The 26633-nt window shown below is 32.0% G+C and carries 24 protein-coding genes and 2 rRNA genes (1 of these 26 cut by a window edge); 3 read left to right on the top strand and 23 right to left on the bottom strand.

The genetic code is table 11. The annotated features are described in order from the left end of the window. Window positions 1-424, top strand: a 23S ribosomal RNA gene (locus tag Spiro2_RS09965) (it extends 2472 nt beyond the left edge of the window). A 156-nt stretch (window positions 425-580) separates the two neighbouring features. Next, a 5S ribosomal RNA gene (gene rrf, locus Spiro2_RS09960) occupies window positions 581-695 on the top strand. A 172-nt stretch (window positions 696-867) separates the two neighbouring features. Here rrf and Spiro2_RS09955 read toward each other — a convergent pair. The 15 genes from Spiro2_RS09955 to Spiro2_RS09885 all read right to left on the bottom strand — a co-directional run bounded on the left by Spiro2_RS09955 (window position 868) and on the right by Spiro2_RS09885 (window position 17305). Further along, window positions 868-1026, bottom strand: coding sequence for a hypothetical protein (locus Spiro2_RS09955; protein WP_338635633.1), 159 nt, complete (start codon window positions 1024-1026; stop codon window positions 868-870). Between the two features lie 24 nt (window positions 1027-1050). Continuing rightward, entirely contained in the window at window positions 1051-2502 is a 1452-nt protein-coding gene (locus tag Spiro2_RS09950; RefSeq protein WP_338635632.1) for an NAD(P)/FAD-dependent oxidoreductase, read from the bottom strand. A gap of 100 nt (window positions 2503-2602) precedes the next feature. Then, window positions 2603-2752, bottom strand: a complete 150-nt coding sequence (locus Spiro2_RS09945) for a hypothetical protein (RefSeq protein WP_338635631.1) — start codon at window positions 2750-2752, stop codon at window positions 2603-2605. 15 nt (window positions 2753-2767) lie between these two features. Beyond that, window positions 2768-3886: a cytochrome d ubiquinol oxidase subunit II gene (gene cydB, locus Spiro2_RS09940; RefSeq protein WP_338635630.1), complete on the bottom strand. Its 1119-nt coding sequence runs from the start codon at window positions 3884-3886 to the stop codon at window positions 2768-2770. A gap of 2 nt (window positions 3887-3888) precedes the next feature. Next, a complete protein-coding gene (locus Spiro2_RS09935; RefSeq protein ID WP_338635628.1) occupies window positions 3889-5403 on the bottom strand; it encodes a cytochrome ubiquinol oxidase subunit I in 1515 nt (504 codons plus the stop codon). Window positions 5404-5452: 49 nt separating this feature from the next. Next, on the bottom strand, window positions 5453-5641 hold the full coding sequence (locus Spiro2_RS09930; RefSeq protein ID WP_338635627.1) for a DUF2892 domain-containing protein: 189 nt from the start codon (window positions 5639-5641) through the stop codon (window positions 5453-5455). Then, window positions 5631-8819, bottom strand: a complete 3189-nt coding sequence (locus Spiro2_RS09925; protein ID WP_338635626.1) for an efflux RND transporter permease subunit — start codon at window positions 8817-8819, stop codon at window positions 5631-5633. Before Spiro2_RS09925 ends, Spiro2_RS09930 begins: the two co-directional genes overlap by 11 nt. After that, on the bottom strand, window positions 8816-10153 hold the full coding sequence (locus Spiro2_RS09920) for a TolC family protein (protein ID WP_338635625.1): 1338 nt from the start codon (window positions 10151-10153) through the stop codon (window positions 8816-8818). Before Spiro2_RS09920 ends, Spiro2_RS09925 begins: the two co-directional genes overlap by 4 nt. Window positions 10154-10405: 252 nt before the next feature. Continuing rightward, window positions 10406-11092, bottom strand: coding sequence for an IS630 family transposase (locus Spiro2_RS09915; protein ID WP_338637748.1), 687 nt, complete (start codon window positions 11090-11092; stop codon window positions 10406-10408). Beyond that, the gene (locus tag Spiro2_RS09910; RefSeq protein ID WP_338634792.1) at window positions 11038-11448 is read right to left on the bottom strand and encodes a hypothetical protein; all 411 of its coding nucleotides are present in this window, start codon (window positions 11446-11448) and stop codon (window positions 11038-11040) included. Before Spiro2_RS09910 ends, Spiro2_RS09915 begins: the two co-directional genes overlap by 55 nt. Window positions 11449-11537: 89 nt before the next feature. Beyond that, a complete protein-coding gene (locus Spiro2_RS09905) occupies window positions 11538-12167 on the bottom strand; it encodes a hypothetical protein (protein WP_338635624.1) in 630 nt (209 codons plus the stop codon). Between the two features lie 191 nt (window positions 12168-12358). Next, window positions 12359-13933, bottom strand: coding sequence for a phosphoenolpyruvate carboxykinase (ATP) (gene pckA, locus Spiro2_RS09900; protein ID WP_338635623.1), 1575 nt, complete (start codon window positions 13931-13933; stop codon window positions 12359-12361). A gap of 64 nt (window positions 13934-13997) precedes the next feature. Further along, window positions 13998-14333 (bottom strand): c-type cytochrome, encoded by a 336-nt coding sequence (locus Spiro2_RS09895; protein ID WP_338635622.1) that lies wholly within the window; start codon window positions 14331-14333, stop codon window positions 13998-14000. Between the two features lie 56 nt (window positions 14334-14389). Beyond that, window positions 14390-16459, bottom strand: coding sequence for an elongation factor G (fusA, locus tag Spiro2_RS09890; RefSeq protein WP_338635620.1), 2070 nt, complete (start codon window positions 16457-16459; stop codon window positions 14390-14392). Between the two features lie 99 nt (window positions 16460-16558). Continuing rightward, on the bottom strand, window positions 16559-17305 hold the full coding sequence (locus Spiro2_RS09885; protein WP_338635619.1) for an SCO family protein: 747 nt from the start codon (window positions 17303-17305) through the stop codon (window positions 16559-16561). 264 nt (window positions 17306-17569) lie between these two features. Here Spiro2_RS09885 and Spiro2_RS09880 point away from each other — a divergent pair, with 264 nt between their 5' ends. Then, window positions 17570-18814 (top strand): acetate kinase, encoded by a 1245-nt coding sequence (locus Spiro2_RS09880; protein ID WP_338635618.1) that lies wholly within the window; start codon window positions 17570-17572, stop codon window positions 18812-18814. Window positions 18815-18818: 4 nt separating this feature from the next. Here the strand turns inward: Spiro2_RS09880 and Spiro2_RS09875 are convergent, their stop codons facing one another. From Spiro2_RS09875 to Spiro2_RS09840, 8 genes are all read right to left on the bottom strand, one after another. Next, window positions 18819-19520, bottom strand: coding sequence for a hypothetical protein (locus Spiro2_RS09875; RefSeq protein ID WP_338635616.1), 702 nt, complete (start codon window positions 19518-19520; stop codon window positions 18819-18821). 311 nt (window positions 19521-19831) lie between these two features. Then, entirely contained in the window at window positions 19832-19990 is a 159-nt protein-coding gene (locus tag Spiro2_RS09870) for a hypothetical protein (RefSeq protein WP_338635615.1), read from the bottom strand. A gap of 230 nt (window positions 19991-20220) precedes the next feature. After that, a complete protein-coding gene (locus Spiro2_RS09865; protein ID WP_338634920.1) occupies window positions 20221-21114 on the bottom strand; it encodes an IS982 family transposase in 894 nt (297 codons plus the stop codon). A gap of 89 nt (window positions 21115-21203) precedes the next feature. After that, window positions 21204-21530 carry a hypothetical protein gene (locus tag Spiro2_RS09860; RefSeq protein WP_338635614.1) on the bottom strand — a complete coding sequence of 109 codons (327 nt, stop codon included), beginning with the start codon at window positions 21528-21530 and terminating at the stop codon, window positions 21204-21206. A 260-nt stretch (window positions 21531-21790) separates the two neighbouring features. After that, the gene (locus Spiro2_RS09855; RefSeq protein WP_338635613.1) at window positions 21791-22732 is read right to left on the bottom strand and encodes a phosphate acyltransferase; all 942 of its coding nucleotides are present in this window, start codon (window positions 22730-22732) and stop codon (window positions 21791-21793) included. Window positions 22733-22783: 51 nt separating this feature from the next. Next, entirely contained in the window at window positions 22784-23734 is a 951-nt protein-coding gene (locus Spiro2_RS09850) for a hypothetical protein (RefSeq protein WP_338635612.1), read from the bottom strand. 107 nt (window positions 23735-23841) lie between these two features. Then, window positions 23842-25212: a 16S rRNA (cytosine(967)-C(5))-methyltransferase RsmB gene (rsmB, locus tag Spiro2_RS09845; protein ID WP_338635611.1), complete on the bottom strand. Its 1371-nt coding sequence runs from the start codon at window positions 25210-25212 to the stop codon at window positions 23842-23844. A 44-nt stretch (window positions 25213-25256) separates the two neighbouring features. Further along, a complete protein-coding gene (locus Spiro2_RS09840; protein ID WP_338635610.1) occupies window positions 25257-26558 on the bottom strand; it encodes a hypothetical protein in 1302 nt (433 codons plus the stop codon). Window positions 26559-26633: the final 75 nt, after the last annotated feature.

The following is a 26633-nucleotide window of genomic DNA, read 5'->3' as shown; positions in this document are numbered from 1 at the left end:
ACATCGACGACGGTGTTTGGCACCTCGATGTCGGCTCATCACATCCTGGGGCTGGAGCAGGTCCCAAGGGTTTGGCTGTTCGCCAATTAAAGTGGTACGCGAGCTGGGTTCAGAACGTCGTGAGACAGTTCGGTTCCTATCCGTCGTGGGCGTTTGGGAAGTTGCAGGAACCTGACCTTAGTACGAGAGGACCGGGTTGGACGAACCCCTGGTGAACCAGTTGTCACGCCAGTGGCACAGCTGGGTAGCTATGTTCGGTTTGGGTAACCGCTGAAAGCATCTAAGCGGGAAACTATTCCTAAGATGAACTTCCTCGAGAGCAATCTCGCAGGGCACTTGAAGACGACAAGTTCGATAGGATGGATGTGTACGTGCTGTAAGGCATTGAGCTAACCATTACTAATCACCCTGACCACTTCCTTTTAAGACATCATTGGCATTGAGCCATCTTTCTCAATCACTCATCTCTTCAACACTCTCTTCTTACGCTTTATCTTCTCTGTCTGTTCTTGTTTACCTTTTTTATACGTGAACCCCTTCTCTCCTAAAAACTGAGAACCTCACGTTCTAGTCTCGATTTGGCTGTGCTGATTGCGGCGGGGAAATACCGGATCCCATTCCGAACTCCGAAGTCAAGCCCGCCTGCGGCAATGGTACTGCACCCTTAGGTGTGGAAGAGTAGCTCGGTGCAGCCTTTATTTTTTACCCCTAAGCGATACAAAAATATCTCTTAGGGGTTTTTTATTGATTTGATATCAATCATCTTATGATAACTCAAATAACTAAATTAAAATAATCTCGACATCGTTTTTTATAAATTTTGTTTTTAAGTTTGGAAAAAAATTAGATAATTTATTTTGATGTAAATTATCTAATTTTTTTTCCATGAGATTTACTAATCATATTCATCATGCGAATATTGATAATGACGAATCGTATTAATTGCCAAAGCCAAAAAGTTCTAAAATAAAGAGTCACAGGAGTTGGTCTTGGCGCAAAATATTCTATAGAACGGGTTGGTTTCATTTTTTTGCTTCCTTTTTAAATTATTTATTCTGGAATAAGCCACCAAAATAAATATCCTTTTGCTTTATAAATGAACATGTAATGTAAAATTTTCTTTATCCAGTGTCCTGCACTCCCAATTTCTCCTGTAGTATAATTTGTGTCTCTCCCGAAGGCTGGGTATAAGTTATAATTTGGGACAATTGGATACATTGTCATTGATGCCGCACTGCCATTTAAAATACTCGCCCCTGCTGAAGCTACGCACGCAGCTCCTAGCTCAGCCATTGATGCAGAATAAGCTGGCTCGAGGTTATTATTTTTAATCATTTCTGTGATCGATTTTGCAACAATTTTACCCATGACACCAGATGGCATGCCTGTACGAGGTGGTGCAGGAGCAATAATAGTTCCATTTTTAGTCTTTAACGGACGAGAGATTTGATGCGGTGGCGCAAATGCAATTCCAATTGCAAAAACATTTTTGTATTGCGTTTGATATGTTTTTGGCCAATCTTCTGGAAGCCATTGTTCGTAAGGTTTTTGATTATAATCTGCATCAACTTTCATAAATCCAGATGGATTAAATAGTTTATTGCTTATGTCTTCATTTGCATTATTAAATGCTTTTAATGGAACACCTGTGAAAGGAGGTAACAGCATTGCAAAATCAAAATTTAAGGTATGTATTTCTCCATCGAGTGTTTCGTATTCAATTAAATTTTTTTCTACTTTTTTAACATGAGTGCCTGTAATCCAATCTACGCCACGTTCAACAAAAAGTGATTCTGCAAAAACTTTACTGGGTGTAACGTAACCACCCATTTTTATATTTAATCCTCCAACTCCAAAATCACCGAGTATTGCTTCATTTGTAACAAAAATAATTTTGGCTTTATCACGTACACCTCTTTTTCTGAGTTCAAATTCTAAATTAAAAACGTACTCAAATGCAGCTCCTTCACATGTGCATAAACCGTGACCTGTACCAACAATAAAAGTTTTTTCTACACCATTTTTCATTTCGCCAACAATTTCGTCAAGCTTTTTAGCTGTTTCTGTAGCATGGGAATAAGTGCACACAGAAAGACTATGTCCTTCTGGACCAAGTCCTGGTGTGGCAGCAAAATTTAATCGAGGACCTGTTGCATTAATTAAAAAATCATAATCAATACTTAAAACTTCACCAAGGTTTGATTTATTTGTAGACTCAGCTTTAACAAAACCTCTTTTAGACTCATTTAAGCCTTCTGGATAGATTTCAGTTGCACGTGCTTGAATAAATTTAATTTTCATTCTCTTATAAACAGGCTCTAATTCAAAAGTGACCTGTTCTTCTTTCATGTCCCCTACACCAACCCATATATTAGAGGGAATCCAGTTCCATTTGCTATTTGGACTTACAACAACAATTTCATGCTCACTTGATAAAAGTCTTTTTAAATGAAATGCTGCCGTATGACCAGAAACGCCTGCGCCTAAGATTACAATTTTCATACAATCTCCTATCAGTTTCGCAATATTTTAAGCTTTATCGGAAATTGTATTTCTCTACTTTAGAGCTAAATAATAAGAAAGCATTCAATAAATAAGTTTTTTATTTATTGAATGCTTTCTCGTCTTTTTCATATTCTTCAAGTTTTTCTAGTTTTTTAAAGTGTTTTAAATTTAAATTTACAAAATAGTAACTAAATAAAATAAATAATGGCCATAATAATAAAAAAAATATACTTTCTATATAGTTCATAATTTCCTCGTATAATTAATATGAGTTTTTATCAGAATCGATTTCTTGATTAGTTATTTTTTTTGAATCCATTTTATACCACACATAAATAATATACATTAGAACAAAAGGCACTAAAAAAGAAACATAAAACATGCTATTTAGAGTATACAAACTACTTGAACTATTACTCAATGTTAAAGAATCACTCGGTTTTACTGAAGACGGATAAAATGATGTGTTATTAAGTCCTACATTCAAGAAAAGAGAAAAATATACCAATATTGAACCTAATCCCGCTATCCAAATAGGAAGTTTATTTTTGTTTTTTATAAATATAATAATTGATAATAAAAATAGAATAATTCCAACAGATAATAAAGTTACAACTATTGGCATATCTATAAGGTTTTTAAAATACTTATTTGAGCATACAAAAACTTCACTTTCTGTAACACAATAACCATCTTTTAATGACATCCAAACTATCCAAGGTAAAAAGCTGCATAGGAATAAAATTAAGTTTGCAAAATATTTTTTAAAAAGATCTTTTTTTAAATTTAGTTCATCATTATCTATATGTGAATAAATATAAAATATTGCTAAAATTCTTGAAAGAAAAAACACACTAAAACCTAATAATAAATTAAATACACTAAAAAAAGCTTCTAATCCTAAAAGATTATTATGCCATATAGATGTTCCTAATTCATTTAATGTAAACTGATTACCATTGTATAAACTTGAAACAAATACTCCAACACCTATAGATAATACAATACCATTTATAAATAAAAATATTTCAAAAAATTTTGAGCCAAAAACATTACCAGATTTTTTTCTAAATTCATAAGAAACAGCTTGTAAAACAGATGCAATTAAAATAACAATCCATAACCAATAAGCGCCACCAAAGCTTACAGCATAAAATCTTGGAAAGGCAGCAAATGCGACTCCACCAAATAAAACCAATGTAGTAAAACCAAGTTCCCATTTTCTTCCTAGAATATTTATGATTAAATCTTTCTTTTTTTTATTATTTGGAAATGAAAACAATAGAGTCTGCCCTCCTTGAACAAATAGCATAAAACCAAAAAGAGCACCTACTAAAGAGAAAATAACCCACCAATAAATTTGTAATATTTCGAATGACATAATTACATCCCTTGCTTAATTTTTCGATACATTATTCCAATCTCAGAAATGAGCATAATTGTAAATATAATAAAAAATATAATCATAGTGACTTGTACAGTAGCTGTATTAAGGTTTGACACTGCTTTTTCTGTTAATAATAAATCTTGTATTGCCCATGGCTGTCTACCAACTTCTGCAACAACCCAACCTAATTCAGAAGCCAAATATCCTAAAGGAATACTGAAAAATAATAGCCACAAAAATTTTCTGTAACGAATAATTTCGTTTACCATGGCTAAATATAATGTTATTAAAAAAATAACTAAAAAATAGACTCCAAGACCAACCATAATATGAAAACTATAAAAAGTTATTGGAACGTTTGGAACAGCATCTTCAGGTTTTTTCATTGAAGCATAGCCTAAATACTTAACGTTTTCATCAAATAATTTTTGCGATTTGATCATTAAATCTTTATTATCAGATTTTTTTGCATTTTTGTAATCAATTATTGCTTTTGCAGCAATTTTTCCTTTATCAATTTTTTCTTGTACGGGTATAATATTATACTTTGGATTTCCATAAACCAAGTCATTTAGTCCAGGAATAAAAGCATGAATATCATGTTGTCCTAATAACGATAATGCCGCTGGTAATTCTGCTTTAAAAAGAAAATCATTAGTATTATCACCGAGTTTTTTTTCTGGGTTTAAAACTCCAAATGCAACAATACCTGCTTTTTTTTGTCCATCATATAAGCCTTCCATGGCAGCAAGCTTCATTGGTTGTGTTTGAGCTACTCGATATGCTGCATCATCACCGGTAAGAATGGTAAAAAAACATGCTAATAGTCCAAAACTAGAACCTAAAATTAAACTTTTTCTGGCATTATTAAAATCTTTGTTTTTAAGAATTAAAAATGCGCTAACTCCAACCACAAATAATCCTGAAATAATATAGCTACTTGCTAATGTATGTAAAAATTTTGAAACGCCATTTGATGATAATGCAACGTCCCAAAAATTTATCATTTCGCTGCGTCCCGTTTCAATATTAAATTTTGTTCCTACGGGATTTTGCATCCAGCCATTGGCAATTAGTATCCAATATGCAGAAAGATTTGAGCCAATAGCAAAAAGCCAGGTAGAAACTAAATGAAATCTTTTTGAAACTCTTTCCCATCCAAAAATCATGACAATAAAAAAAGTTGTTTCAAGAAAAAAAGCCAAAAGACCTTCAATCGCTAGTGGGGTGCCAAAAATATCTCCAACAGTCCAAGAGTAGTTGGCCCAGTTTGTTCCAAATTCAAACTCCATTATAATTCCGCTTGCAGCTCCAATAGCGAAGTTAATGGCAAGTAGCATCATCCAGAATTTGGTGATTTTTTTCCAGTTTTCATCTTGAGTTTTATAGTAAATAGTCTCTAAAAATGCGACTAAAAATGAAAGACCTAAAGTGAGAGGTACAAATAAAAAATGATACATTGCAGTCATTGCAAAGTGAGCTCTAGACATTTCAACTAAGAAACTATTCATAATCTATCCTCTAATTAAAATGAAAAATATCCTAATAAAATAAATTATCTTAAAATTTTTTATCAAATCTATTTAAAATCTTCTCTAATGGACAAAAATTAGTATAGCTAGATTGTAAAAGATTAGCTCCAACAAATGCATTTAAAATTAACCAATAATTTGAATAAAAATGTGATAGTAGTAAACTTATAAGGATAAAAATTCCTGCAACGGCACGAATTTTATTTTCAATTTTCATGATTTAAATTTTCCTTATTTATTAATAGTTCAGATGCTCTTTTTTTTCCGACAATCCAAAAGTATAAAACAGGAATTGCAAAGAAACTTAGGATTGTTGCTGCAACTTCGCCAAACATTAAACTAATTGCTAAACCTTGAAAAATTGGGTCAAATAAGATAACACCGCTTCCCACTATTACAGCTGCAGCAGTAAGTAACATCGGGCGAAATCGTGTTACACCAGAATTTATAACTGCCTCTTTTAATGGGATGCCTTCTGTTAATTGATTTTCAATAAAGTCAATTAGAATTATAGAATTTCTAACAATTATTCCAGCTCCAGCTATAAATCCAATCATGGATGTTGCTGTAAAATAAGCACCAAATATCGCATGTCCTGGAACAATGCCAATTAAACTAATAGGAATAGGTGCCATAATTGCTATGGGTACTAAATAACTTTTAAACCAACCAACTACAAGCACGTAAATTAAAATTAAAACAATAGCAAAAGATAATCCTAAATCGCGAAAAACCTCGTAAGTAATAAACCATTCACCATCCCACTTTACGATTGCCTGATTAATATCCCAAGGAACCTCTCTAATTTGCAATGGATAAGTAATATTTTTTGCAAGTTTTTGTATTCCGTAAACAGGAGCTTCCTCAGATCCAGAAAGTTCGCTCATAATATAGCTAACTGGCTTTAAATTTTTTCTAAAAATTGTTTCTGTTTCTTTAATTATTGGTGGATCAAGAACTTTTTCTACAGCTGAAAAACCTGTATCAAAAGATGAAACAGATTGATTTTGAAATGGACTACTACCTGATCGAATAGAATTATCAATAGATAAATCTATACTAACATCTTCTGGACTAGAAATATCATTTAAGGTGACTAACGAATTTTCTGAAAACGTATATCTGCCACTTAAGCTAATTTCACTCGCGTTTGTTCCAAGAATGCCGCCCTTAAATTGGTTATAGGAGTATATTTTTCTTGGTCTTTGTAATCTCCAAGAGTAATCTAAGTCAACTACTGAAAGTTCATTTTGAAATACGTTAAGGACATCCTTTGCTGCCTTTTCTCTTAACTTGGAGTTTGGCGCATAAATTTCTGCAACAACAGTTGCAAGTACAGGTGAACCTGGAGGTATTTCTAGTATTTTACTGGTTACATTATTTTCGTCAGAAAATTTATTAACAATTTTTCTGATATTTTCAATAACACTATGGCTTGATTCCTCTCTTTTTTCCTTATCTTTTAGAACAATATGCAAATCATTTTGATAGTCAGTATGTCTTAAAAATGTGTGCTTTACCATACCAGAAAAAGAAAATGGAGCTGGTTCTCCAGAAAAAATTTGAATTTTATCAATATTTTTATTTTCAAAAAGTTTTATTGCTAATTTTTTAGACATATCTATAGAGTTTTTAAGTGTTGTAGTTGTAGAATAATCTAGAAGAATTTGAAATTCATTTTTATTATCAAAAGGTAACATTTTAACTTTAACACTTTTAAAATAAAATAAAGAAATTGAAATTAAAAATAAAACACATGTCATGATGAGAAATGATGTTGTATATTTTTTGCTACTTAGTAGGTAATTCATAATGTTTCTATAAATTTTGTCTAATTTTCCCTGTTTTTGAGTAGTATTTATGTGATGATTATGATGAGATTTTAATAATCTGACTGCAGCCCAAGGTGTTACAATAAACGCTACAAATAAGGATATAATCATAGCAAAACTTGCACCAACCGGAATTGGTTTCATATAAGGACCCATCATGCCGCTAACAAACGCCATTGGAAGAATGGATGCAATAACTGTGAATGTTGCAAGAATTGTAGGATTACCAACTTCTGATACAGCATTAATTGTTGCCTGTAAAAAATTTACTTTATTTTCTTTTATATGACGCTCAATATTTTCAAAAACAACAATAGCATCATCTACTAAAATTCCGATAGAAAATATTAGTGCAAATAGTGTAACCCGATTGAGTGTATATCCCATAAAGTAGTAAGTTGCTAATGTTAATGATAAAGTAACAGGTATTGCAATTGCAATTACTAAAGAAGCTCTTAAACCCATAAATATTGCAATTAATACGCTGACAGATAGGGTTGCTAGTAATAAATGTTCTATCAGTTCTTTTGTTTTATCTGCTGCTGTTGATCCGTAATCGCGAACAATTGACATTTTAATTTCAGTAGGTAGTGTTTTACTAAATGCACTTGCTCTTGCTAGTAGTTGTTGAGAAAGCATAACAACATTAGTTCCTTTTCTTTTACTAAAAGATAAAGAGACTGCATTATTAATCGCGCTTGTATCGTTGCTTTCAATTAAAACAGATTCTCGAACGCGTTCTTCTGTGGTGTCTAATATTTTTGCTACATCATGGATTTTAACAATCACACCACCGCGTTGTCCTATTGCAATATTTTTAATATCTTCTGCGGTTTTATAATGACCACCAACTTCTACATCAAAAACTTTTTCTTGACCCCAATCTTTTCCCGCATATTTTATTGAATCATTTAAAATGATTGCCTGGGATACTTGCCTTAATGTAACACCTTTTTTTTCTAACAATTTAGGGTCGACAATAATTCTAATAGCTCTTTTTTTACCTCCTAATAATTCTACTTTGTTTAAATCAGGGGTTGATGAGAGCTCTCTGGCTAAAGGAGCGATTAAATTTCTTAATTTTGTATCATCAATGCTTGGTGAGCTAAAAGTGATTGTTAAAAACGGAACATCATCAATTGAATATGATTTTACTTTTGAAGGTAAAATATAATTATTAATTTCATTATTAATTTCAAGTAATTTATGATGCACCTTAACAAGGCTAGGTTCTATAGGTTCACCTACTTTAAAACGAACAGTAACAAGACTTTGATGCGGGCTGCTTGATGAATACACATACTCTACACCATCTAATCCCCAAACAGCTCTTTCTATAGGCTCTGTTACTTTTCGTTCAACCTCATGTGCTTCTTCAAAGTTTGGCGAGTATGTTTGAATATCTATCATCGGCACAGATATTTGTGGTTCTTCTTCTTTTGGTGTTAACCAAACTGCAATAACTCCAATTAGTATACTTAAAAATACAATAATAATTGTTAACTTAGAGTGAATAAATTTTTGGCTTATTTTTCCTGCTATACCTAAAGATTTCTTATTCATTTTAAACTCCATATATCTTTAGGTTCTACATTTTTTTGAGATAGGGAAATTTTTGCTAAATCAGCATCTAATAAATATTTTTTTAATGTGTATTTATTTTGTAATATATCTGTTTTTTTATTGTATACTTCTGTTATTTGCGCAACTGATGTGCTGCCATTTTTAAATAAGCTACTTAATACTTTGAGTTGTTCATTTAGAATTTCTTCATTATTTAATGTGAGATCAAGCTTGACGTTAATTGATCTCAAATTTTCTTCAGAAATTTCTGACATTATTTTTTCTGATAAGTCAATTTCTCTTGCAGCTTCTTCTTTTGCTTGAGACAATAGTTCTACCTCTGATGCCGCTCCAAGATCAGAAGCCATAAAATTGAGGGTGATATTAATTCCAAAAATATAAGATTTTTTAATACCTCTATCTCCTCCGAAAATATTTGCCTGGCTGAATAAGCCTATCTTCGGTAGATACTTTGCTTTTTCTGCGGTAATTTTTTCTTTAATAGAAAATGACTTTTCCATTTGCTCTAGATATTGATAGGAACTAGGAGAGCTGTTTGATTTATTAAAGTAGATAGAGACAAATTTTTCGATTGGTAAATTTAATATTTTCCATTCTTTATTTTTATTTCCCGCCATTAAATTTAATGTAACTTTGGAATTTTTTATATTTGTATTGATATCATGAATTAAAAAATTTATTTTGTTCATGATTGCTTTTAGGCTTAATAAACCGCTATAGCCAACTGGATTTGATTTTTCACCTATATGATAGTTATTTATTAATTTTTCTACATTTTTTTCTGTTTCATTTAACTCTTTTAGATAATTTTCTGCATTGATTATATTTGAATACTCTCTTAAAGTTTTTACGTATAAATTTACTAATTCAGAATTTTTTTTGTATTCTAATGCTTTTGAAGCATGCTTTTGTGCTTTTGAGTAAGATGCTCTTGAACTGCCATCATAAAGTAAGAAATTCAAACCTATCTGAGTAGAATTGAACGAGTTGTATGATGGAGTATTGAGTGTGGAAGGTACAAAATCTTCTTGTTTAACTTGGCCTTCTCCTAAATAATTGATAAAAGTTAAAGTAGGATCATTTGTAGACATAAACTGTGAATTTACATATAAACTAGGAAGCCAATACCGGGATTGCCTATCTACGCTGCTATTTGAGGATTCTATCATTAAATTTAATGACTTGTTAATATAAGAGTTTTTGACAACCATTTCCCAAATTTTAGGAAATGAGATTTCTTCAAGGCCATATACAGAGTTAAAATTTATGATAGCACAAATTTTAACTAAATATTTATTGATTTTAAATAGCATGAAATACCAATCCTTTATTTAATATATTAATATTCAGTTTATCTAAAATTTTTTTTAATGGTGAGCAAAATTTGCCTATTTCGTTAATATAAAGAGTATAGAATGCAGTTATTTATTAGATTTTTAAAGTAGAAGGAATTATGGTGTGTTTGGTAATTTTAATTTATAATCAAATTTTTTATTTAGCATAAATGTTAAGCAACTCTAAATTACTTTCTAATTTATAGTAATTATACGCCGTCCACTAAGTTTTTAACATAAGCTTGCCTTAGGTTTTGAATTCATAATTGACTTGACAATTTTTTGTGTTAATTGATTCCAACCACTAGAGCATTTTTGAACGAGATCTTCATAATCTTTATAAATTTTAAATGATAAGTGATTCCTTTTAAAATAACTCCATAACCTTTCAATTGGATTTAACTCTGGAGAAAATGAAGGTAAAAAAATAAATGATATATTTTGGGGTAAAATTAATTTTTTGCTTTTATGTGCACTAGCTCCATCTAGTATAATAATAATATGCTCATTCTTAGGTACGGTCTTGGAGTACTCATTGATAAAAATTTGCATGTTTTCAACATTTAAATTTGGTAATATCATTCCAAAATATTTGCCCGTATCTTTGTTAGCAGTAGCATACATCCATGAGTTTAAATAACCCATTTGAGTTTTAAATTCTGGTCTGATTGGGAAAGGACTCCAAATACCAGCTTTTATTGTCATTTGTCCAAATCGTGATTCATCTTGAAAATCTATGTTTATTTTTTTTCCTGGATTTTTTACTTTAATTTCATTAATTTTATTTGGTAAATCTTTAATCCATTCGGCCATTTTTTCTGGATCATTTTTTATATGCTTTGTTCTTGGAACAACTCTTCTTATTAATGTTCTTTGAAGGAACTTGTATAACCCACTTTTACTAAATTTTTTTTTAATTTCGTTTTGGATTCTATAATACTATTTATTATTTGAGCATGAACAACTTTTTCCTCATTAAATTCAGAATTTAATTGAATGATTTCAGTTTTTAAAATTTCAACTTCTTCTTTATTTACAAAGGATGGACGACCAGAACGTGGTTTATCAAGTAAAAAATAAATACCATTATTCTTATAGTTTGAAACCCAATAATTTGCCCGTCCTCTTGAAAGGCATAATAAAGTTTCAATCTTTTTTTCAGAAAATCCTACGGAATATAAAAAAATTATAAATAATCGACGTAAAAGATTAAAACTTAATTTATTTTGAGGTATTCTCTTTAAATCATCCATAAGTTGTTGTACATTATTCATTGTGCTGCAGTGTCCTTTTATAAAAGAAAGTACGAATGTTAACTGCAGCATATCCTGTTTTCAATATTCATCAATTTCCGTATAAATATTTATTTTTGGTTATCTATGTTGCCAACAAACTTAGTGGACGGCGTATTACTGTGAATATTGCTTAATTTCTTTATTTTTTCTTTAATATTAAATATTTCTGAAGAATTTATTAAAACATTAACACTGCTATCATTAAAAATTTCAAATAATTTATTTCTAGTCTCTAAAATATTATCAGCATTTGTTTCTGAATTTTGTCTAATAAAGTTATCTAACATAGACTGACTTAAACCTACAGGTGTTATGGACCTTGGTATTTGTGAACGAATAATGTTGTTCGAGTTGTTCATCATTTCAAATTTAGCTTTAAGTAAGTCAAGTTCAGATATAGTTGCTGTTACAATTTGAGCATTTTTATTGCTATTGACTCTATTAATACCTTGATTGGGCTTTAACGCAGTGATGAGTGCATTAAGAACTGCAATATTTTCATTAAGTGCAGATTTTATTTCATCACAAGCTTCGTTTAAGTCTTTAAGTATCTTGGAATTATAATTAGCTGGATACCGTACCGGATACTTACTATTGTTGCTAGGTGTATATTCATAAGGCTTACCACAAGATACCACTGATATTACAAGCAAAGAGGCTGTTAAAAGGTTGGTTTTTTTAAAAATAATATTAATCACAACAAATTCCTTTCTAAATTAACAATGAAGGAATCACTCATAGTAATAGCAATGTCAATAACTTTTTATAAAAATCTAATAAATTCAATAATATTAAATATTTTATAATAAATACAATATGTTATATATTTAGATACAATCAAAAATGAAGGGATATTTTGAAATTTTATATTATTGATATTATTGATTATTTAAACTTGAGGTCCGGCGTGATGAAGGAAATTAATATCTTGAATATTTTTAAAGTTTTCTATAAATAATTTAGCTAATTTAAGGCGATTATCGTCGTAATTAAGCTTGTTTTTCCAAGTTTCTTTTGGATTTAAAATATGGTTTGGTATGCGATTTGCGTTTTTGGGTATCTTAAGGTTAAAAATTTCAAAATTTATAAATTCTTCTTTTATTAAAGTACCATCATGAATTGCATCGATAATTGCTCTGGTATATTTTAAAGAAATGCGTTTTCCAACACCATAGGCGCCACCAATCCATCCTGTATTGATAAGCCAGGTATTGATATTTTTGTCTTGTTGTAGCTTTTGTTTTAATAAATCGGCATATTTAATAGGAGAAAAAACCATAAATGGAGCGCCAAAGCAGGCAGAAAACGTGGCAACTGGTTCTTTGATACCAACTTCGGTACCAGAAATTTTGGCGGTATATCCACTAATAAAATAGTATAACGCTTGCTCTGGAGTTAATAAACTTACAGCAGGCAATACGCCAAAAGCATCGCAGGTTAGAAAAATAATGTTGTTAGCATGTGTTGTTATTGCAGGTATTTTAGAGCTAGGGATAGATTCTAGCTTATAAGAGGCTCTCGTGTTTTCTGTAATACTTAAATCATTGTAGTTTGGTATACGAGTTGTCGGATGAAGCACTACATTTTCGAGTAAACTCCCAAAACCAATTGCCGCAAAAATTTCTGGTTCTTTTTCTTTAGACAGGTTATCACATTTGGCATAACAACCACCTTCAATATTAAAAATACCATTATCATGCCAGCAATGTTCATCATCTCCAATCAGTTTTCTGTTGGGATCGGCCGATAACGTAGTTTTCCCTGTACCAGATAATCCTAAAAATATACTCACATCACCTTTATGGCCTTCTGTCACAGAACAATGCATTGATAAAACATTTTGTTTTGGCATAAGGTAATTCATTAATGTAAATATCCCTTTTTTCATTTCTCCTGCATACTCTGTTCCTAAAATGATCATTTCTTTTGTTTCTAAATTAAGACTGATATTTGTTTTAGAATCTATTTCTTGCAAAGATATTTGCGGTAAATAACAGCCTGCATTATAAATGACACAGTCTGGATTATTGAATTCTTTTAGTTCTTCTGCGTTAGGTATAATAAACATATTATTAACAAAAAGTGCATGATATGGACGCGTGCAAATAACTCTAACTTTTAATCTAAATTTTTTTTCCCAGCCTGCAAACACATCACAAATATATAAATGAGGTTGTTTATTTAAAAATTCTAGAGCATTTTTTTTTAGTGAGCTAAAACACTCTTGTGTGATTGGAATATTAATATTACCCCAGTTTACATCCCGCTCGCTATCAGAATTTTTAACAATTCTTTTATCTTTTGGACTTCTTCCTGTTTTTATCCCAGATAATGAGGATAATGCCCCAGAATTTGTAATCATGTTACTTTCTTCAAACTTTAAGGCATGTTCATAAAGTATTGCTGGAGTTAAATTATAAAAAATTTTTTCTACAAATATGTTAGGGATTTCTTTTTGTACCATAAGAGGATGACTCCTTTTTAAACAATATTTAAATTCTAAATAATTAAATGAACAAAAAAGAAACTTAAGGTTTTTTACTAAAATCTTTAATAATATAAAATGCTACAGCTTGTTTTTGAATTGCGCTTAAAGTAGTTCGATAGTCTGGCATGACGCCAATTTTTCCACTTTTTAAAATGTCTTCAATTTGTTTTTGAGAAATCATTTTAAGCGGAGGTAGTTTTTTAGTTAAATTATTTCCAACAGGTCCGTCGCCCATCCCCTTATTCCCATGGCACATTAAGCAATGGGTCGTGTAAAGGCTTTTACCTTCGGTAAAGAGTTGATCATTTTTATCAGCATAAACTCTCTCAGAATAAAGGTAAGAGAGAATTAAAGTGAAGATTAATTTAAATTTCATCTTGTTCCCTCGTTGGGATAAAATCACTGCGGCAACAAAATAATTATACGAGATTATTATATGCCAAGAATCTTCTCTTGTAAATTTTTTGGTAGAATTTCATAATGAGAAAAGTGCATGGAGCTGCTTGCCCTTCCTTGAGATAATGAGCGAATATCAGTTTCGTAACCAAATAACTCTGATAATGGAATATAGGCATTCACAACTTGTAAGTGACCTCGGAGCTCGAGACCAAGCACTTGCCCGCGTCTTCCGTTCATGTCAGATACAATTGTTCCGCTATATTCAACAGGAACTACCACTTCTACTTTCATTAATGGTTCCATCATCACAGGTTTTGCAGCATTTAAAGCTGCACGCAGTGTATTGTTTGCGGCAACTTTATAAACGACTTCATCAACAGCTTGGGGATCAAAAGAGTAATCAGTAACAGTTACTTTTAAGTTCACAAGAGGATAGCCACATAACGTACCGCTTCCAACCGAACCTTGTAGCGACTCTTTTATAGCATTGATTACATTTAATGGCACCATTGGTTTAGTTGGTACGTTGATTTCAACGTCAGTTTTATCTTTGTTTGGTTCAACGCTAAGAGATACTTTTGCAGTGTAATTTTTATTTTGAAAGGTTCTAGAAAACGTGTCACTTGCTTTAGCAGAAATTGAAATACATTCTCTATAAGATACCTGAGGTTTTCCTACATTTGCATTAACTTTAAATTCACGTAACAAGCGATCTGCTATAATTTGCAGATGCAATTCTCCCATTCCAGAGATAATAACTTGACCAGTTTCCTCGCTGGTTGAAATTTTTAACGAAGGATCTTCTTGAGCAAGTTTTTGCAAACTTTGTTGCAATTTATCTAAATCTCCAGAGCTTTTAGGCTCAATGGCAAGAGAAATAACGGGATCTGGAAATTTCATGGATTCGTAAGCAATAGGGGCGTTGGTATCGCACAACGTGTCACCTGTGGTGGCAAACTTTAAGCCTACAACTGCGACAATATCACCAGCCGTTGCGGACTGCAGTTCTTCTCGATCGTTAGCGTGCATTTGTAAAATTTTAGTGATGCGCTCTTTTTTATTTTTTAAAGTGTTTAAAACCGCATCACCAACTTTTAATGTGCCCGAGTAAATGCGCATAAAAAACAATGCACCAACAAATGGATCGCTCATGATTTTAAATACGATGCCAGAAAAAGGTTTATCTGCGCTTGACTCGCGTTTGTTTGACGAGACAACTCCTTCTAACTCAATTCCTTCTGCAGGAGGCAAATCAAGTGGAGAAGGGAGATAATCAATAACAGCATCTAAAAGAGGCTGAATTCCTTTATTTTTAAATGATGATCCCAAAAAAATAGGCACAACTTTAATTGCAATCACCGCTTGTCGTAATGCATCTATAATCTGTTCATTTGTAACTAGGGAATCTGATAACACTGCTTCAGCAAGAGTATCATCAAAATCTGCTAGATTTTCTATTAGAGCTTGTCTGTATAATAACGCGTCATCGAGGTATTCTTTAGGAATTTCATTAACAACTGGAGGGGTGTCTTTATTATCGGTTGGCCACGAATAAGCAACTAAACGAACTAAGTCAATAACTCCAGTAAAGTTATTTTCAAGACCAATTGGAATTTGTGCAAAAACAGCGTTGGCATTTAATTTTTGTTGCATTGATTTAAGACACATTTCATGATCCGCACCAATTTTATCCATTTTATTTAAAAACGCGATTCTTGGTACATGGTATCTTTCAGCTTGTCTCCATACGGTTTCTGACTGAGGTTCAACGCCGTTTGCGGCATCAAAAACCGCAATTGCGCCATCTAACACGCGAAGAGAGCGTTCGACTTCAACGGTAAAATCAACATGGCCAGGAGTGTCAATCAAATTAATGCGATGATCTTTCCAAAAAGTTGTTGTTGCAGCCGATGTAATGGTGATTCCGCGTTCTTGTTCTTGAACCATCCAATCCATTGTTGCCGTGCCTTCATGAACTTCACCAAGCTTGTGACTTCTGCCTGTGTAGTAAAGAATTCTTTCTGACGTGGTGGTTTTACCCGCGTCAATATGTGCCATAATGCCAATGTTTCTATACTTTTTAAGATGTTGATTCGTGGCCATAAAAGTGCTCTTTCAAGAAATTTAAATAAAGGAGACAGATAGCTCCGAGTCTATTTGAAATCCTAGACTTGGTGTTGGTATACAATTTTTCTAGAGAAATCAATTATTCTGACTAGAGGAATATCGACCAATTTTAGGATTGTAAGTCGAAAATTTTGTAGTAATTTTATCAAAAAATGATCCTAGTTTATTATTAGAAGTTTCTATTAAAGCATGTTTCATATCTTTTTCATTATAAACCATACCATAAATATATCGATAAAAAGTGCCATCAGGTTTTATAAAAAAAAGCGCTGTTGTATGTGCAAATTCATCTGTTTCACGATCTTTTTCAAAATAAAAGTTTAGATTTTCTGCAAGAGCTTTTATTTGGCTGGGTTCTCCCACATAAAAATTCCATTTTGCGTTATTTTGTCCTGTTTTGGGTATCCAGGTGTTTTGTAATTTTTTTGCGCTTTCAAAAGTGTCATTAGGGTCAAAGCTTATAGAAACAACTTGAAAATCTTTTCCAATTGGCCAGTTTATTTGTTTGAGCGTTTGAGCTAAGTTTGCATACTGAAAAACACACATAGTTGTACATTTATAGTAATTTAATGTTAAAATTGTTACTTTTTGGCGAGAAAAAATTTCTTGCAAAGTTTCTGTTTTTCCATCACCATCTGTAAATTTTAAATTTAGATTAATTTTATAGTTCAGTTTCTCGTAAACTTCTTTATTTGTTATATGACTGTTGTCAGTCTCTTCAAGAGAGTAGCCGCTAGTAACGTTAGAAATACATATTAATAATGTTAATATTTTATACCCTTGTATTTTTTTGCTTTTAAAAAATGTAATTAAGCTTAACATAAATCAATTCCTTTAACGCAATGAGTCATATATACCTTGTAATATCTAAAACTTAACGTTTGTAAGAGGGCTTAAAAGTAAGGTTCGCATTATAATACGAACAACCAATGGATACTAAAACAAAAAGTTGACAAGTGAAAAATATATTTTAAAAAAATAGATAAAATTTCCCCTTTTTAATAATGCTTTTGGTTATGATGCTTAATAATATGGATTGAATTCCTTTTTTAGGCTAACGTTTTATAAACTATGGAGTTTTAAAAAATGAATATACTTGTTATCAATAGTGGAAGTTCTTCACTAAAATTTCAAATTATCGAAACTGATAAAAATTTTATTGAAAATTCAACAGATAAGGTCAAGGTTAAAGGGCTTATTGATAGAATTGGCACTCAAGCTTTGGCAAAAATTTCTGTAACAAATGGAGTTGAAATTAAAGAATCTATTGCAATTCGCGATCATGCAGCAGCTCTCGATTATATTTTTCGTAAAATTACATCAGGAGTCCTAAATATTGAAGGTATTTTTTCTTTATCTGACATTGATGCAGTTGGGCATCGCGTTGTTCATGGAGGCGAAAAATTTTCAAAATCTGTTCTTGTTGATAAAACTGTGTTAAAGCAAATAGAAGATTGTATTGATTTAGCACCATTACATAATCCTGCAAATTTAAAAGGTATACAAGCGACGCTTGCATTATTTGGAGAGAAAGTGCCACATGCTGTTGTTTTTGATACAGCATTTCATTCAACTATTCCCGAATCAAATTACTTGTACGCCATTCCATATCAATACTATCGTCGTTACGGAATTAGAAAATACGGATTTCATGGATTATCGCATCGCTATGTGAGTTATCGATATCGTAAATTGGTCTCTTTAGAACGAGAACAACTTAATATAATTACAATTCATCTTGGAAACGGTTGCTCCATTTGCTCAATTAAAGAAGGAAAATCTTATAATACGTCTATGGGATTCACTCCATTAGCAGGGCTAATTATGGGCACTCGTGCTGGCGATCTTGACGCCTCAATTCCTGAATTCATTGCCCATAAAGAAGGAATAACGCTTTCTGATATTGATATTTTATTAAATAAGGCTTCAGGATTACTTGGAATTTCTGGTCTTACAAACGATATGCGAGAGCTGCTAGCCGAAGAAAAAGAACATCACGATCGCAGAGCATCGTTAGCTATAGATATGTTTAATAATAGAATTAAACATTATATTGGCGCATATCTTGCAGAAATGGGCGGTGCGGATGTTATTTTATTTACTGGTGGTATTGGTGAAAATTCTGCAGAAATTCGTAAAAGAATTTGTCATGGTTTAGAGTTTTTAGGAATAGAGCTGGATGATAAACTCAATGAACAAAAATGTTTTGGTGCAGAAGGAGACATTTCATCAGCAAATAGCAAAATAAAGACATGGGTTATCCCTACCAATGAAGAACTTATGATTGCTAGGGATACATTTCGTTGTGTTAAGGGGCTGCCTTCTTTTTAACGCATTAAATTTTATAAATTAAACTTAATGAAGTGTTAACATCAACGTAATTTAATTTTTGATCAATGTTCAATTCGCTATTTTTAATACTCATAGAATGACCTGTTACACCAAAACCTATTCCAATATCAAAACTATTTGTTACATTAATTGCATTTATTAAGTTAAGGCCATAAACAATATGGTTTTTTACATTTATAGCTTCAATGTCACTATTTTTATCACTTAAACTAATAGCTTGAGCTGTGATTTTATTATTAACAGCGTAACCAAAATGTCCTAAAGTAAAAATAGAATATCTTTCAGTCGGTGTAAATTTATAACCAATAGATCCTTTTGTAATGATTGAAGCAATTTTTAAATCTATATTATTAGAATTGTCGCCAAATTTTACAATACTATTATAACCACCCCCTAGAAAGTCGACTCCTCCACCAATCACTAAACTTCCAGTTGATGATTTTTCCAATTCATAAAGAGCACTAGCTTGTAAGCTTCCAATCAAAACACTTCTTGGGTATTTAAATTCAAGATTATTAATTTTAAAATTATGGTATAATGAAGCTTCTGTCGTTAAAAATAAATTTAACCCAATATTTTCATTGTTTATATTAGGATCAATTTCTGTATTTTGATTTTCCATAGCAATAACTTGAGTTGTTGCGATTAAAGAAACAACTGAAACAAAAAATTTTTTAATTTGCATAAAATTCTCCAAATGTTATATGCTCAATAAGAGCATATATTTTGTACACAAATTTGATTTAAATTAAAAAAAATGATTTGGAAATTTATTTTTTTTCAAAAAAAAATTATTTATCATTCTGAATTTAAAAGTTTTTATGTAATGTATTGAAATTTTTATTTTTTATTTTTGTGAATTATATTAATATCTTGATGGTAAATATGAACTGCTTTTAAATTAAAATTAAATGTAAAATAAACATAGTTATCTGTTAATAAGTTTCTTTTAACGTAATGCAAAATTAAAAGCTGCAACATAAGTCATATTTTCTTTCAAATTGTATATAATAAACCTAATGAAGCTTTAACATCAGTGTAATTTAATTTTTCATTGATTTTAATGGTTTTGCTATTATCAAGACTCATAGAATTGTTATGTATCCCTAAAATCAGACTAATTGCAAAACTATCTGTTATATTGAAAGTATTCATCAATGTGGCGCCGTAATTATAATGGCTTTCAATGGAAATTTCTTCAGATATTAAGCTATTGTCAACTAATATTATCCCATGATTATAGGCAAAATAACTGATATCACCCAAGGCATAAATAGAAAATCTTTTGCTAGGGGTAAGTTTGTAACCAATGTATCCTCTGTTACCTAAAGAGCTAATAAGTAGGTTAATATTATTAATGCCAATTAATAGTTGAGAAAAATCAATTAGAATTTGAATAAGTAGTTAAACAGGCAGGCAGAAAATCGTCCGAAAACATGGACGATAAGGCCTTTAGTCGATCGAACTTTTGATGCGATTTGAATACCGCTGGATTCAATTAACCAGTTAAAAAGGATTTCAATGGACTGCCGAATAGAGCTAACAGATTTAGAATAAACTTTCTCATCACTAGAAAGAGTTTTTTTATTCCGAGAGAGTTTAATTGGTGTGTGTAATTTAGAGTTTATTTGATTCAAGTTTTTTTTAGTTGATTTGTCACAGTAAGCACGATCGGCAAAGATTTGCGAATGTTTGAAGTTTAAAAGATCATTCTTAACAGCAGTTAAGTCGTGAGTTGCGGCGGGTGTGATTTTAAAATCAATAGGTGCGGCAAGTTTTTTATTTTGAAACAAAGCAGCGAGATGAAGTTTTAACCCATAGTAAAATTTATCTTTTGAAGAGCAATAGCCAATAGCAGAAATATCGTTTGCAGTATTGCACTTGTGCGCCCGAAAACCAGTTGTGAGTATAATAGGTAAAGAGTCAATAAGAATAAAAGGTTTGGATTTTGTTTTAGGGATTTTAAATTTATTATTTTTTAAAATAAAGTTTGCAAGTTCAGGAAAGAGTTTACTTAAGCTATTAAGTCTTGACAAAAATCCTTCATAAGAAGGCAAGTGAGGAAACCAGTTTGGAATAAAATTTTTAGTGAAGTTAAAAATAGCTTTTATATTTTTTTGTTTCATTAAAACTCCAAAGATGTAAATAGTGGTGACTTCTTGGTCTGTGAACGAGGGATTTGAGTTTGGACTAATTTTTAAAAAAGAGGTTGGAGAGAGTTGAGAAAAGAAATCGCAGGTAGTAAGGTATACAGTGATGAGTTGGCTCTGCCAGTCCATTGGTAGCTCCTTTGTTAATTTTGTTTGTGCAAAAATTATTTAACAAATTGGAGCTATTTCTTCAAGCCTCACAATAACTTTCTCAACTATTAACTGGCATTATTAGTATTTCCTTGAATTTTTGAACCACCTTTATAATAAATTCCAGAGAAATCAAGTGCAGCACCGACAACTAAACTTCCAGTATCCGATTTATTTAATTCATAAAGTGCACCCAATTGTATATTTGAAGTCGTAATACTTTTTGGATCATTAAACTCAATACTGCTCATTTGTATATTTTGATATAATGAACCACCTAGAGTAAAAAAGAAATTTAATCCAATATTATTATTGTTCTTATCTTCTTCTGTTGCAATAGCTTGAGTTGTTGTTAGCAAAAAAATTCCTGAAATAAAATATTTTTTAAAATACATAATAGTCCTCCAAAGGGTAAATTTTTGTTAATATTATTAATTAAAAGTTAAAAAATTGCTGCAATAGTGACAGAAGTTTTTAACACTAGAACATATGATTTAACCATTGCTTAAATTTTAATTATATCTGAGTCTTTTATGATCGTGCTTATTGCGCATGATTTTAAAGAATTTTTTAAATTTCTTGTTTAAGAAACGTTAATTCTTGTAATATATTTTTTATATATAAATCAAGTTTAAATTAAAAAAAATTCGATTATTTAACTCAAGGCAAGGGTTAAAACAGCTGCATGAGCAATATCGTCTGCAGACGCACCTCTAGATAGATCTGAAAAAGGTTTTGCAGCTCCTAATAAAATGGGTCCCCATGCCTGAGCGCCACCAATTCTTTGAGTAATTTTATAACCAATGTTTCCTGAATCAAGATCAGGAAAAATAAACACATTCGTTTTCCCTGCAATGTGGCTGCTTGGGTTTTTTCTTTTTGCAATACTTGGGACGCATGCTGCATCAAATTGCACTTCGCCATCAGCAATAATACTCGGGTGCCTATCAATAAAAAACTTATAAGCTGTTCTTACTTTTTCGACATCAGGATGTTCTGCGCTTCCAACCGTTGAAAAGCTTAAAAAAGATATTCTAGGTTCTTTTCCGCTCCAAAATGCAAAAGCTTCTTGCGATAAAAATGCAATATCTGCAAGTTCTGTGCTGGTTGGTTGTGGAATAACGCCGCAATCCGAAAATAATACGAGGTTTTCTCCACCATCGGTTGCTTTAGGCAAGGCAAGTAAAAAGCAACTTGTGATCACTTTCGTTTCTGGTTTTAATCCTACTGTATTTAATGCCGCTCGAATTACATGTGCTGTTGAGTTGACACAACCAGACACCACAGCATCCACGTGTCCTGTAAACAACTGAGCTCCTGCAGTAAAAGTGGTATCAGACGCGAAGGGTTCAATTTTTGGTGATAGTTTTTTACCTTTTTTTTCTGCAATTTTATGCATAATTTCTAAGGTTTTTTGCGATTGCTTTGCAGCATCTTCTATATTGCCTAAAATGCATTCAATATTGAGTTCTTTTTTTAAAATTTTTGCTGCAGAAATTACGCGCTCATCGTTTCCTTCTGGTAGGGCAACCTTTTTATTTTTTGCGCGTGAAAAAATTTGTTCTCTAGCATCATTTGTTAATAATTCAAAAAGCATGGAAAAGAGACCTTTCAAGTTGTAAAAAATTATTATTATAAAATTATGGTGTTATTTCTTTTTATCAATATGGATAATATCTATAGCTTTTGGAGACTGGCTTTTTGCTCTTTTCTTGTTTTTTAAGCAGATAACAACTCCTACGTCTGTTACTTTACCTTGTGTTATAAAAACAGAAAGCAGGTTAGCACGTTGGAGAATCATATACATTCCTAAACCAGCACTGACTTGTTGGTTACCTAACTGGTGTATTTCTTGGGTTCCAGTTTTAAAAATAAATTTTACGTATTTATCCATGATTCCTGGATTGAGTCGACCAAAGTTATCTTTAACTGAGATTGCAACATCTTTGCCATTAAACCCCCATTCGAGTCTCACAACTTCATGATCTTCAAGTTCGACAGGAATCGTTCTTGGCTGTTTTTCATGTTTAGGGTTGGCATCCCAAATTGCATTCATTAAAAGTTCTTCTTGAATTTCAACTGCATATTGTGCAATAATGGGGCTTTGGGTACCGATCACAGCTTCAATTTCTCCAAAAAACTTTTCCATTTCGCTTGCCAAATGCGTGCGCTCTTTTGAGCTCCTGATTTCGAATGTTTTAATGATAGGAAGTTTCACTCCCCCAATTTCTTCAATATTATCCATGGGTATTAATGCTCTCACACCCATATGTTCAGAGCCGAGCTTTTGTTTATCTTTTAGTAAAATTTGTCGTTTGATTGCTTGTTTAACACGGTCAACTAAAAAATCATTTTCATTATAAACAACATAGTGGTCAAACCCCTCAAGATTATTTTTTCCTTTAAATTCTGGGATTTTATTTACACTTGAGATAAGCATATTGACTGCGTGGTTTGATTTTTGTGTGTGTTCGTCAGTTAAAAACAAATCACACTCTTTGTCGCTTTGAGATAAGGAGAATTCTTTGACTATCATGTCTTGCAGCTGGTTTTTAATATTTTCATCTGAAAGATTTAAAAATATCTTATAGTTATTCAAAGGGATCTCCTGTTTTAACTCACGACAAAGTTATTGTCGAATAAATTAGTCTTGATCTTGAATCAATTTGTGTCAAAAATTCCTATTTTTATAGAAATTTCAATTATTTATTTGATTTTTTTCAAAACAACAGCAAAAAACCCATCAATATCATCAGGATTTCCAGAAAATATCAAAAGCTCATTGTCTCTCGTAATATACTTCTTATAAAAATCATGAATCCGCTCTATTGGATTTACTTTTTCAAATTCTGGATGTTTTTCTAAAAAACTATTTATTTGATGTGTAGTTTCTTCTATTTCAAAGCTACACACGATATAAATAAGCTCTCCGCCAATTTTAACGTTTGCTGATAATCCTTCTAGCAAACGGGCTTGTTCAATTGAGCAATTTTGAATGTCATTTGGTGTGCGCAGCCATTTGATTTCAGGATGTCTTCGGATCACTCCCATTGACGAACAGGGCGCATCAAGCAATATTTTATCAAATTGCTTCCCTTTGCATTGCTCAACAACATCTCCATGTAGAACATCGACTCCAGTAAGCTTAGTCCTTGTAAAGTTTTCTTTAAGAATTTTCAGTCTCTTTTGTGCAAAATCACAAACTGTGAGATTTTCAGGTTGCACGCCACTTTCCCAGAGATATAACGATTTACCTCCAGGGGCAGCACATGCATCGAGACAAATATCCGAAGGTGACGCTTGAACTAATGAGGCAGATAACTGAGCGGCTTCATCTTGTACAATATAACATCCCGCCTGAAATGCCTTGCATTCATCAAGTTTTGGTAAACTTTCAATGCGTAGGGTTCCAACAAGTGGTCGCCAAGAGCTTTCAATAGATTGGGTTTTTAATAAATATGTTGCGAGATCTAATTCATTATCTGGCAATGGATTATGCGAAATGAGTTTTAACGTGTTTTTAGGAATTCTATTGTTGTTTGCTAAAAGGTATTCAAGTCTCTCTGTTGGTATTTGTTTGTACCATCTTTCCACCATCCAGTTAGGAAAAGAATAATGCATTGAGTAATATTCAATAGGCTGTGTGGCTTTATCGGGTTTTGGGAAGTATTCGGATTTACGGGCAACACGACGCAAAATTGCATTGACAAGAGATGCAGCGTTAGGAACTCCAACTTGTTTAATAGCTTCAACTGTTTCAGAGACAGCAGCTCTTTCTGGAACTCTATCCATGTAATAAATTTGGTATGTTCCAACTCTTAAAGCATTCGCAACTCGTGGATCGAGACTTGAAAATGGGCGGTCAAGCATATGTGACATAATCCAGTCCATTTTCGCTAACCATCTTAATGAACCAAATACCATTTCGTAAATAAAAGCCTTATCAAGCGATCTTAAGTTTGGATAGTTTGCAAATAATCTTTCTAATGCCACATCAGTGTGGATGTTGCGTGTAAGAACGTGCGTTAAGGCGTCAATGGCAATAGCCCTTGTAAGCGAGCCAGAACGTGTTGACATAAGATTGAACTCCAAAAAATAACCTTTGATTTTTACATTCTTGCCTAGGAATGCTCAAAGTTTGGCATAATAATTGGTTTGAGAGTCTCTAATGAGTTGCAATATTTACAATTCCAGGCAAAAGAGGAAAAAAAAGAATTACAATTTTTACAATGATGAGCAAAATATCCTATTCTTGTGGCCTCATTTTGTTGATTCACAAAATCGAAACTGCTTTGACTTCCTCCAAGAATAGCAAGCACATCATTTAAAAACTCGCTTTTTTTCAACTCAGGTGATTTCTGTAGCAGAAGAGAGGCGTGAAAGATAGATGCCCAAAGGAATTTTTGTATATTTATTTCAATTTTATCCCAATTTAAAACTTTAAAAAACTCGTTTTCAACTGTTTTTAGCCGATTAACTGCTTCTTTTGTTTCACTTAGTTTTATTATTTGGTGAGCAAGATAGGGTGCGCCTGCAGCGGGAGAAATATCGTTATTTTTAAAAATTTGACAAAGTCCTTCAAGATTTGCAGCAAACGCTGTCCAAAGCAATTCTGGCTCTTGCGAAGAATTTTGTTGTAGGGCAGAGCTTGTTGCTTGCCACAGTAAAATCATAGCCCTTCCGGAATGACGTTCCCAGCGTAAGGCATTTCTAGAAAATTCAATTGTTTTTTCTATCTTATCTATTTCGCTCAGTTGAAATTCGCCTATTTGGCAAATAGCATGAGCGATTTTTAGGCGAAATGCGATATTATTTGTATTTTTAAAAATATTTAATGCTATTTCAAGTTGTTTAGGAAAAAAACCAGAAGAGCAAATTGTTAAAACATGATCCATAAGATCTAAATTATTTGGAGTTCTTCTCAATAATTCAAATGCTGTTTCAAATGCTCTAATGTACAAACCAATTGATGCATAAACTTGTGATAATTCAAAAAGAGCGCGGTTGGTTTCTATTTTAGAAACGTGTTGATGAGTCAGTATATCAACATATAACTTTATAGCTTCTTGAGGTTGGTTAATTTGAAAATAGTTTCTTGCTAAAACAAAGGCTTCTGATAGTTGAATATAATAACTATGTTCATAATTATTTAGGGTTGTATTAAAATTTTTTGCTGCTTCAAACTTATCAACATCATCGTGAAGAATTTTAAGTTTTGTTGTAAGCTTAGGATTAAAATGTTTTTTATCTGGAGTATAATTTGAGGTTTTTCTAAATCGTCTTCGAAATGTTCTCCATAAAGAGGGAAAAAGAAAACCGAGAACAATGCCTACAGAAAGTCCGGCTCCCACAAAAAAACTTGCTTCAAAACTGTCCCACATTGGCATCCCTTCGGTGCTTTGTGTGGTAATTTGTCTTGCCACTCATGATCTCCTACTTTGAGCTGCCTAGAACTTTAACATACCTCAAACACTTTGTCCTGGTTTATTGCTTTAAAA

The organism is Spirobacillus cienkowskii (genome assembly GCF_037081835.1).
Classification (GTDB): domain Bacteria; phylum Bdellovibrionota_B; class Oligoflexia; order Silvanigrellales; family Silvanigrellaceae; genus Silvanigrella; species Silvanigrella cienkowskii.
The sequence above is the reverse complement of the archived record's forward strand: the minus strand, read 5'-3'. Positions and strand labels throughout refer to the sequence as shown.

Coding starts and splice junctions, on each gene's coding strand:
- Spiro2_RS09955 (WP_338635633.1), bottom strand. CDS start 1,026: ATGAAACCAACCCGTTCTATAGAATATTTTGCGCCAAGACCAACTCCT.
- Spiro2_RS09950 (WP_338635632.1), bottom strand. CDS start 2,502: ATGAAAATTGTAATCTTAGGCGCAGGCGTTTCTGGTCATACGGCAGCA.
- Spiro2_RS09945 (WP_338635631.1), bottom strand. CDS start 2,752: ATGAACTATATAGAAAGTATATTTTTTTTATTATTATGGCCATTATTT.
- cydB (WP_338635630.1), bottom strand. CDS start 3,886: ATGTCATTCGAAATATTACAAATTTATTGGTGGGTTATTTTCTCTTTA.
- Spiro2_RS09935 (WP_338635628.1), bottom strand. CDS start 5,403: ATGAATAGTTTCTTAGTTGAAATGTCTAGAGCTCACTTTGCAATGACT.
- Spiro2_RS09930 (WP_338635627.1), bottom strand. CDS start 5,641: ATGAAAATTGAAAATAAAATTCGTGCCGTTGCAGGAATTTTTATCCTT.
- Spiro2_RS09925 (WP_338635626.1), bottom strand. CDS start 8,819: ATGAATAAGAAATCTTTAGGTATAGCAGGAAAAATAAGCCAAAAATTT.
- Spiro2_RS09920 (WP_338635625.1), bottom strand. CDS start 10,153: ATGCTATTTAAAATCAATAAATATTTAGTTAAAATTTGTGCTATCATA.
- Spiro2_RS09910 (WP_338634792.1), bottom strand. CDS start 11,448: ATGAATAATGTACAACAACTTATGGATGATTTAAAGAGAATACCTCAA.
- pckA (WP_338635623.1), bottom strand. CDS start 13,933: ATGGTACAAAAAGAAATCCCTAACATATTTGTAGAAAAAATTTTTTAT.
- Spiro2_RS09895 (WP_338635622.1), bottom strand. CDS start 14,333: ATGAAATTTAAATTAATCTTCACTTTAATTCTCTCTTACCTTTATTCT.
- fusA (WP_338635620.1), bottom strand. CDS start 16,459: ATGGCCACGAATCAACATCTTAAAAAGTATAGAAACATTGGCATTATG.
- Spiro2_RS09885 (WP_338635619.1), bottom strand. CDS start 17,305: ATGTTAAGCTTAATTACATTTTTTAAAAGCAAAAAAATACAAGGGTAT.
- Spiro2_RS09880 (WP_338635618.1), top strand. CDS start 17,570: ATGAATATACTTGTTATCAATAGTGGAAGTTCTTCACTAAAATTTCAA.
- Spiro2_RS09875 (WP_338635616.1), bottom strand. CDS start 19,520: ATGCAAATTAAAAAATTTTTTGTTTCAGTTGTTTCTTTAATCGCAACA.
- Spiro2_RS09870 (WP_338635615.1), bottom strand. CDS start 19,990: ATGAATACTTTCAATATAACAGATAGTTTTGCAATTAGTCTGATTTTA.
- Spiro2_RS09865 (WP_338634920.1), bottom strand. CDS start 21,114: ATGGACTGGCAGAGCCAACTCATCACTGTATACCTTACTACCTGCGAT.
- Spiro2_RS09860 (WP_338635614.1), bottom strand. CDS start 21,530: ATGTATTTTAAAAAATATTTTATTTCAGGAATTTTTTTGCTAACAACA.
- Spiro2_RS09855 (WP_338635613.1), bottom strand. CDS start 22,732: ATGCTTTTTGAATTATTAACAAATGATGCTAGAGAACAAATTTTTTCA.
- rsmB (WP_338635611.1), bottom strand. CDS start 25,212: ATGTCAACACGTTCTGGCTCGCTTACAAGGGCTATTGCCATTGACGCC.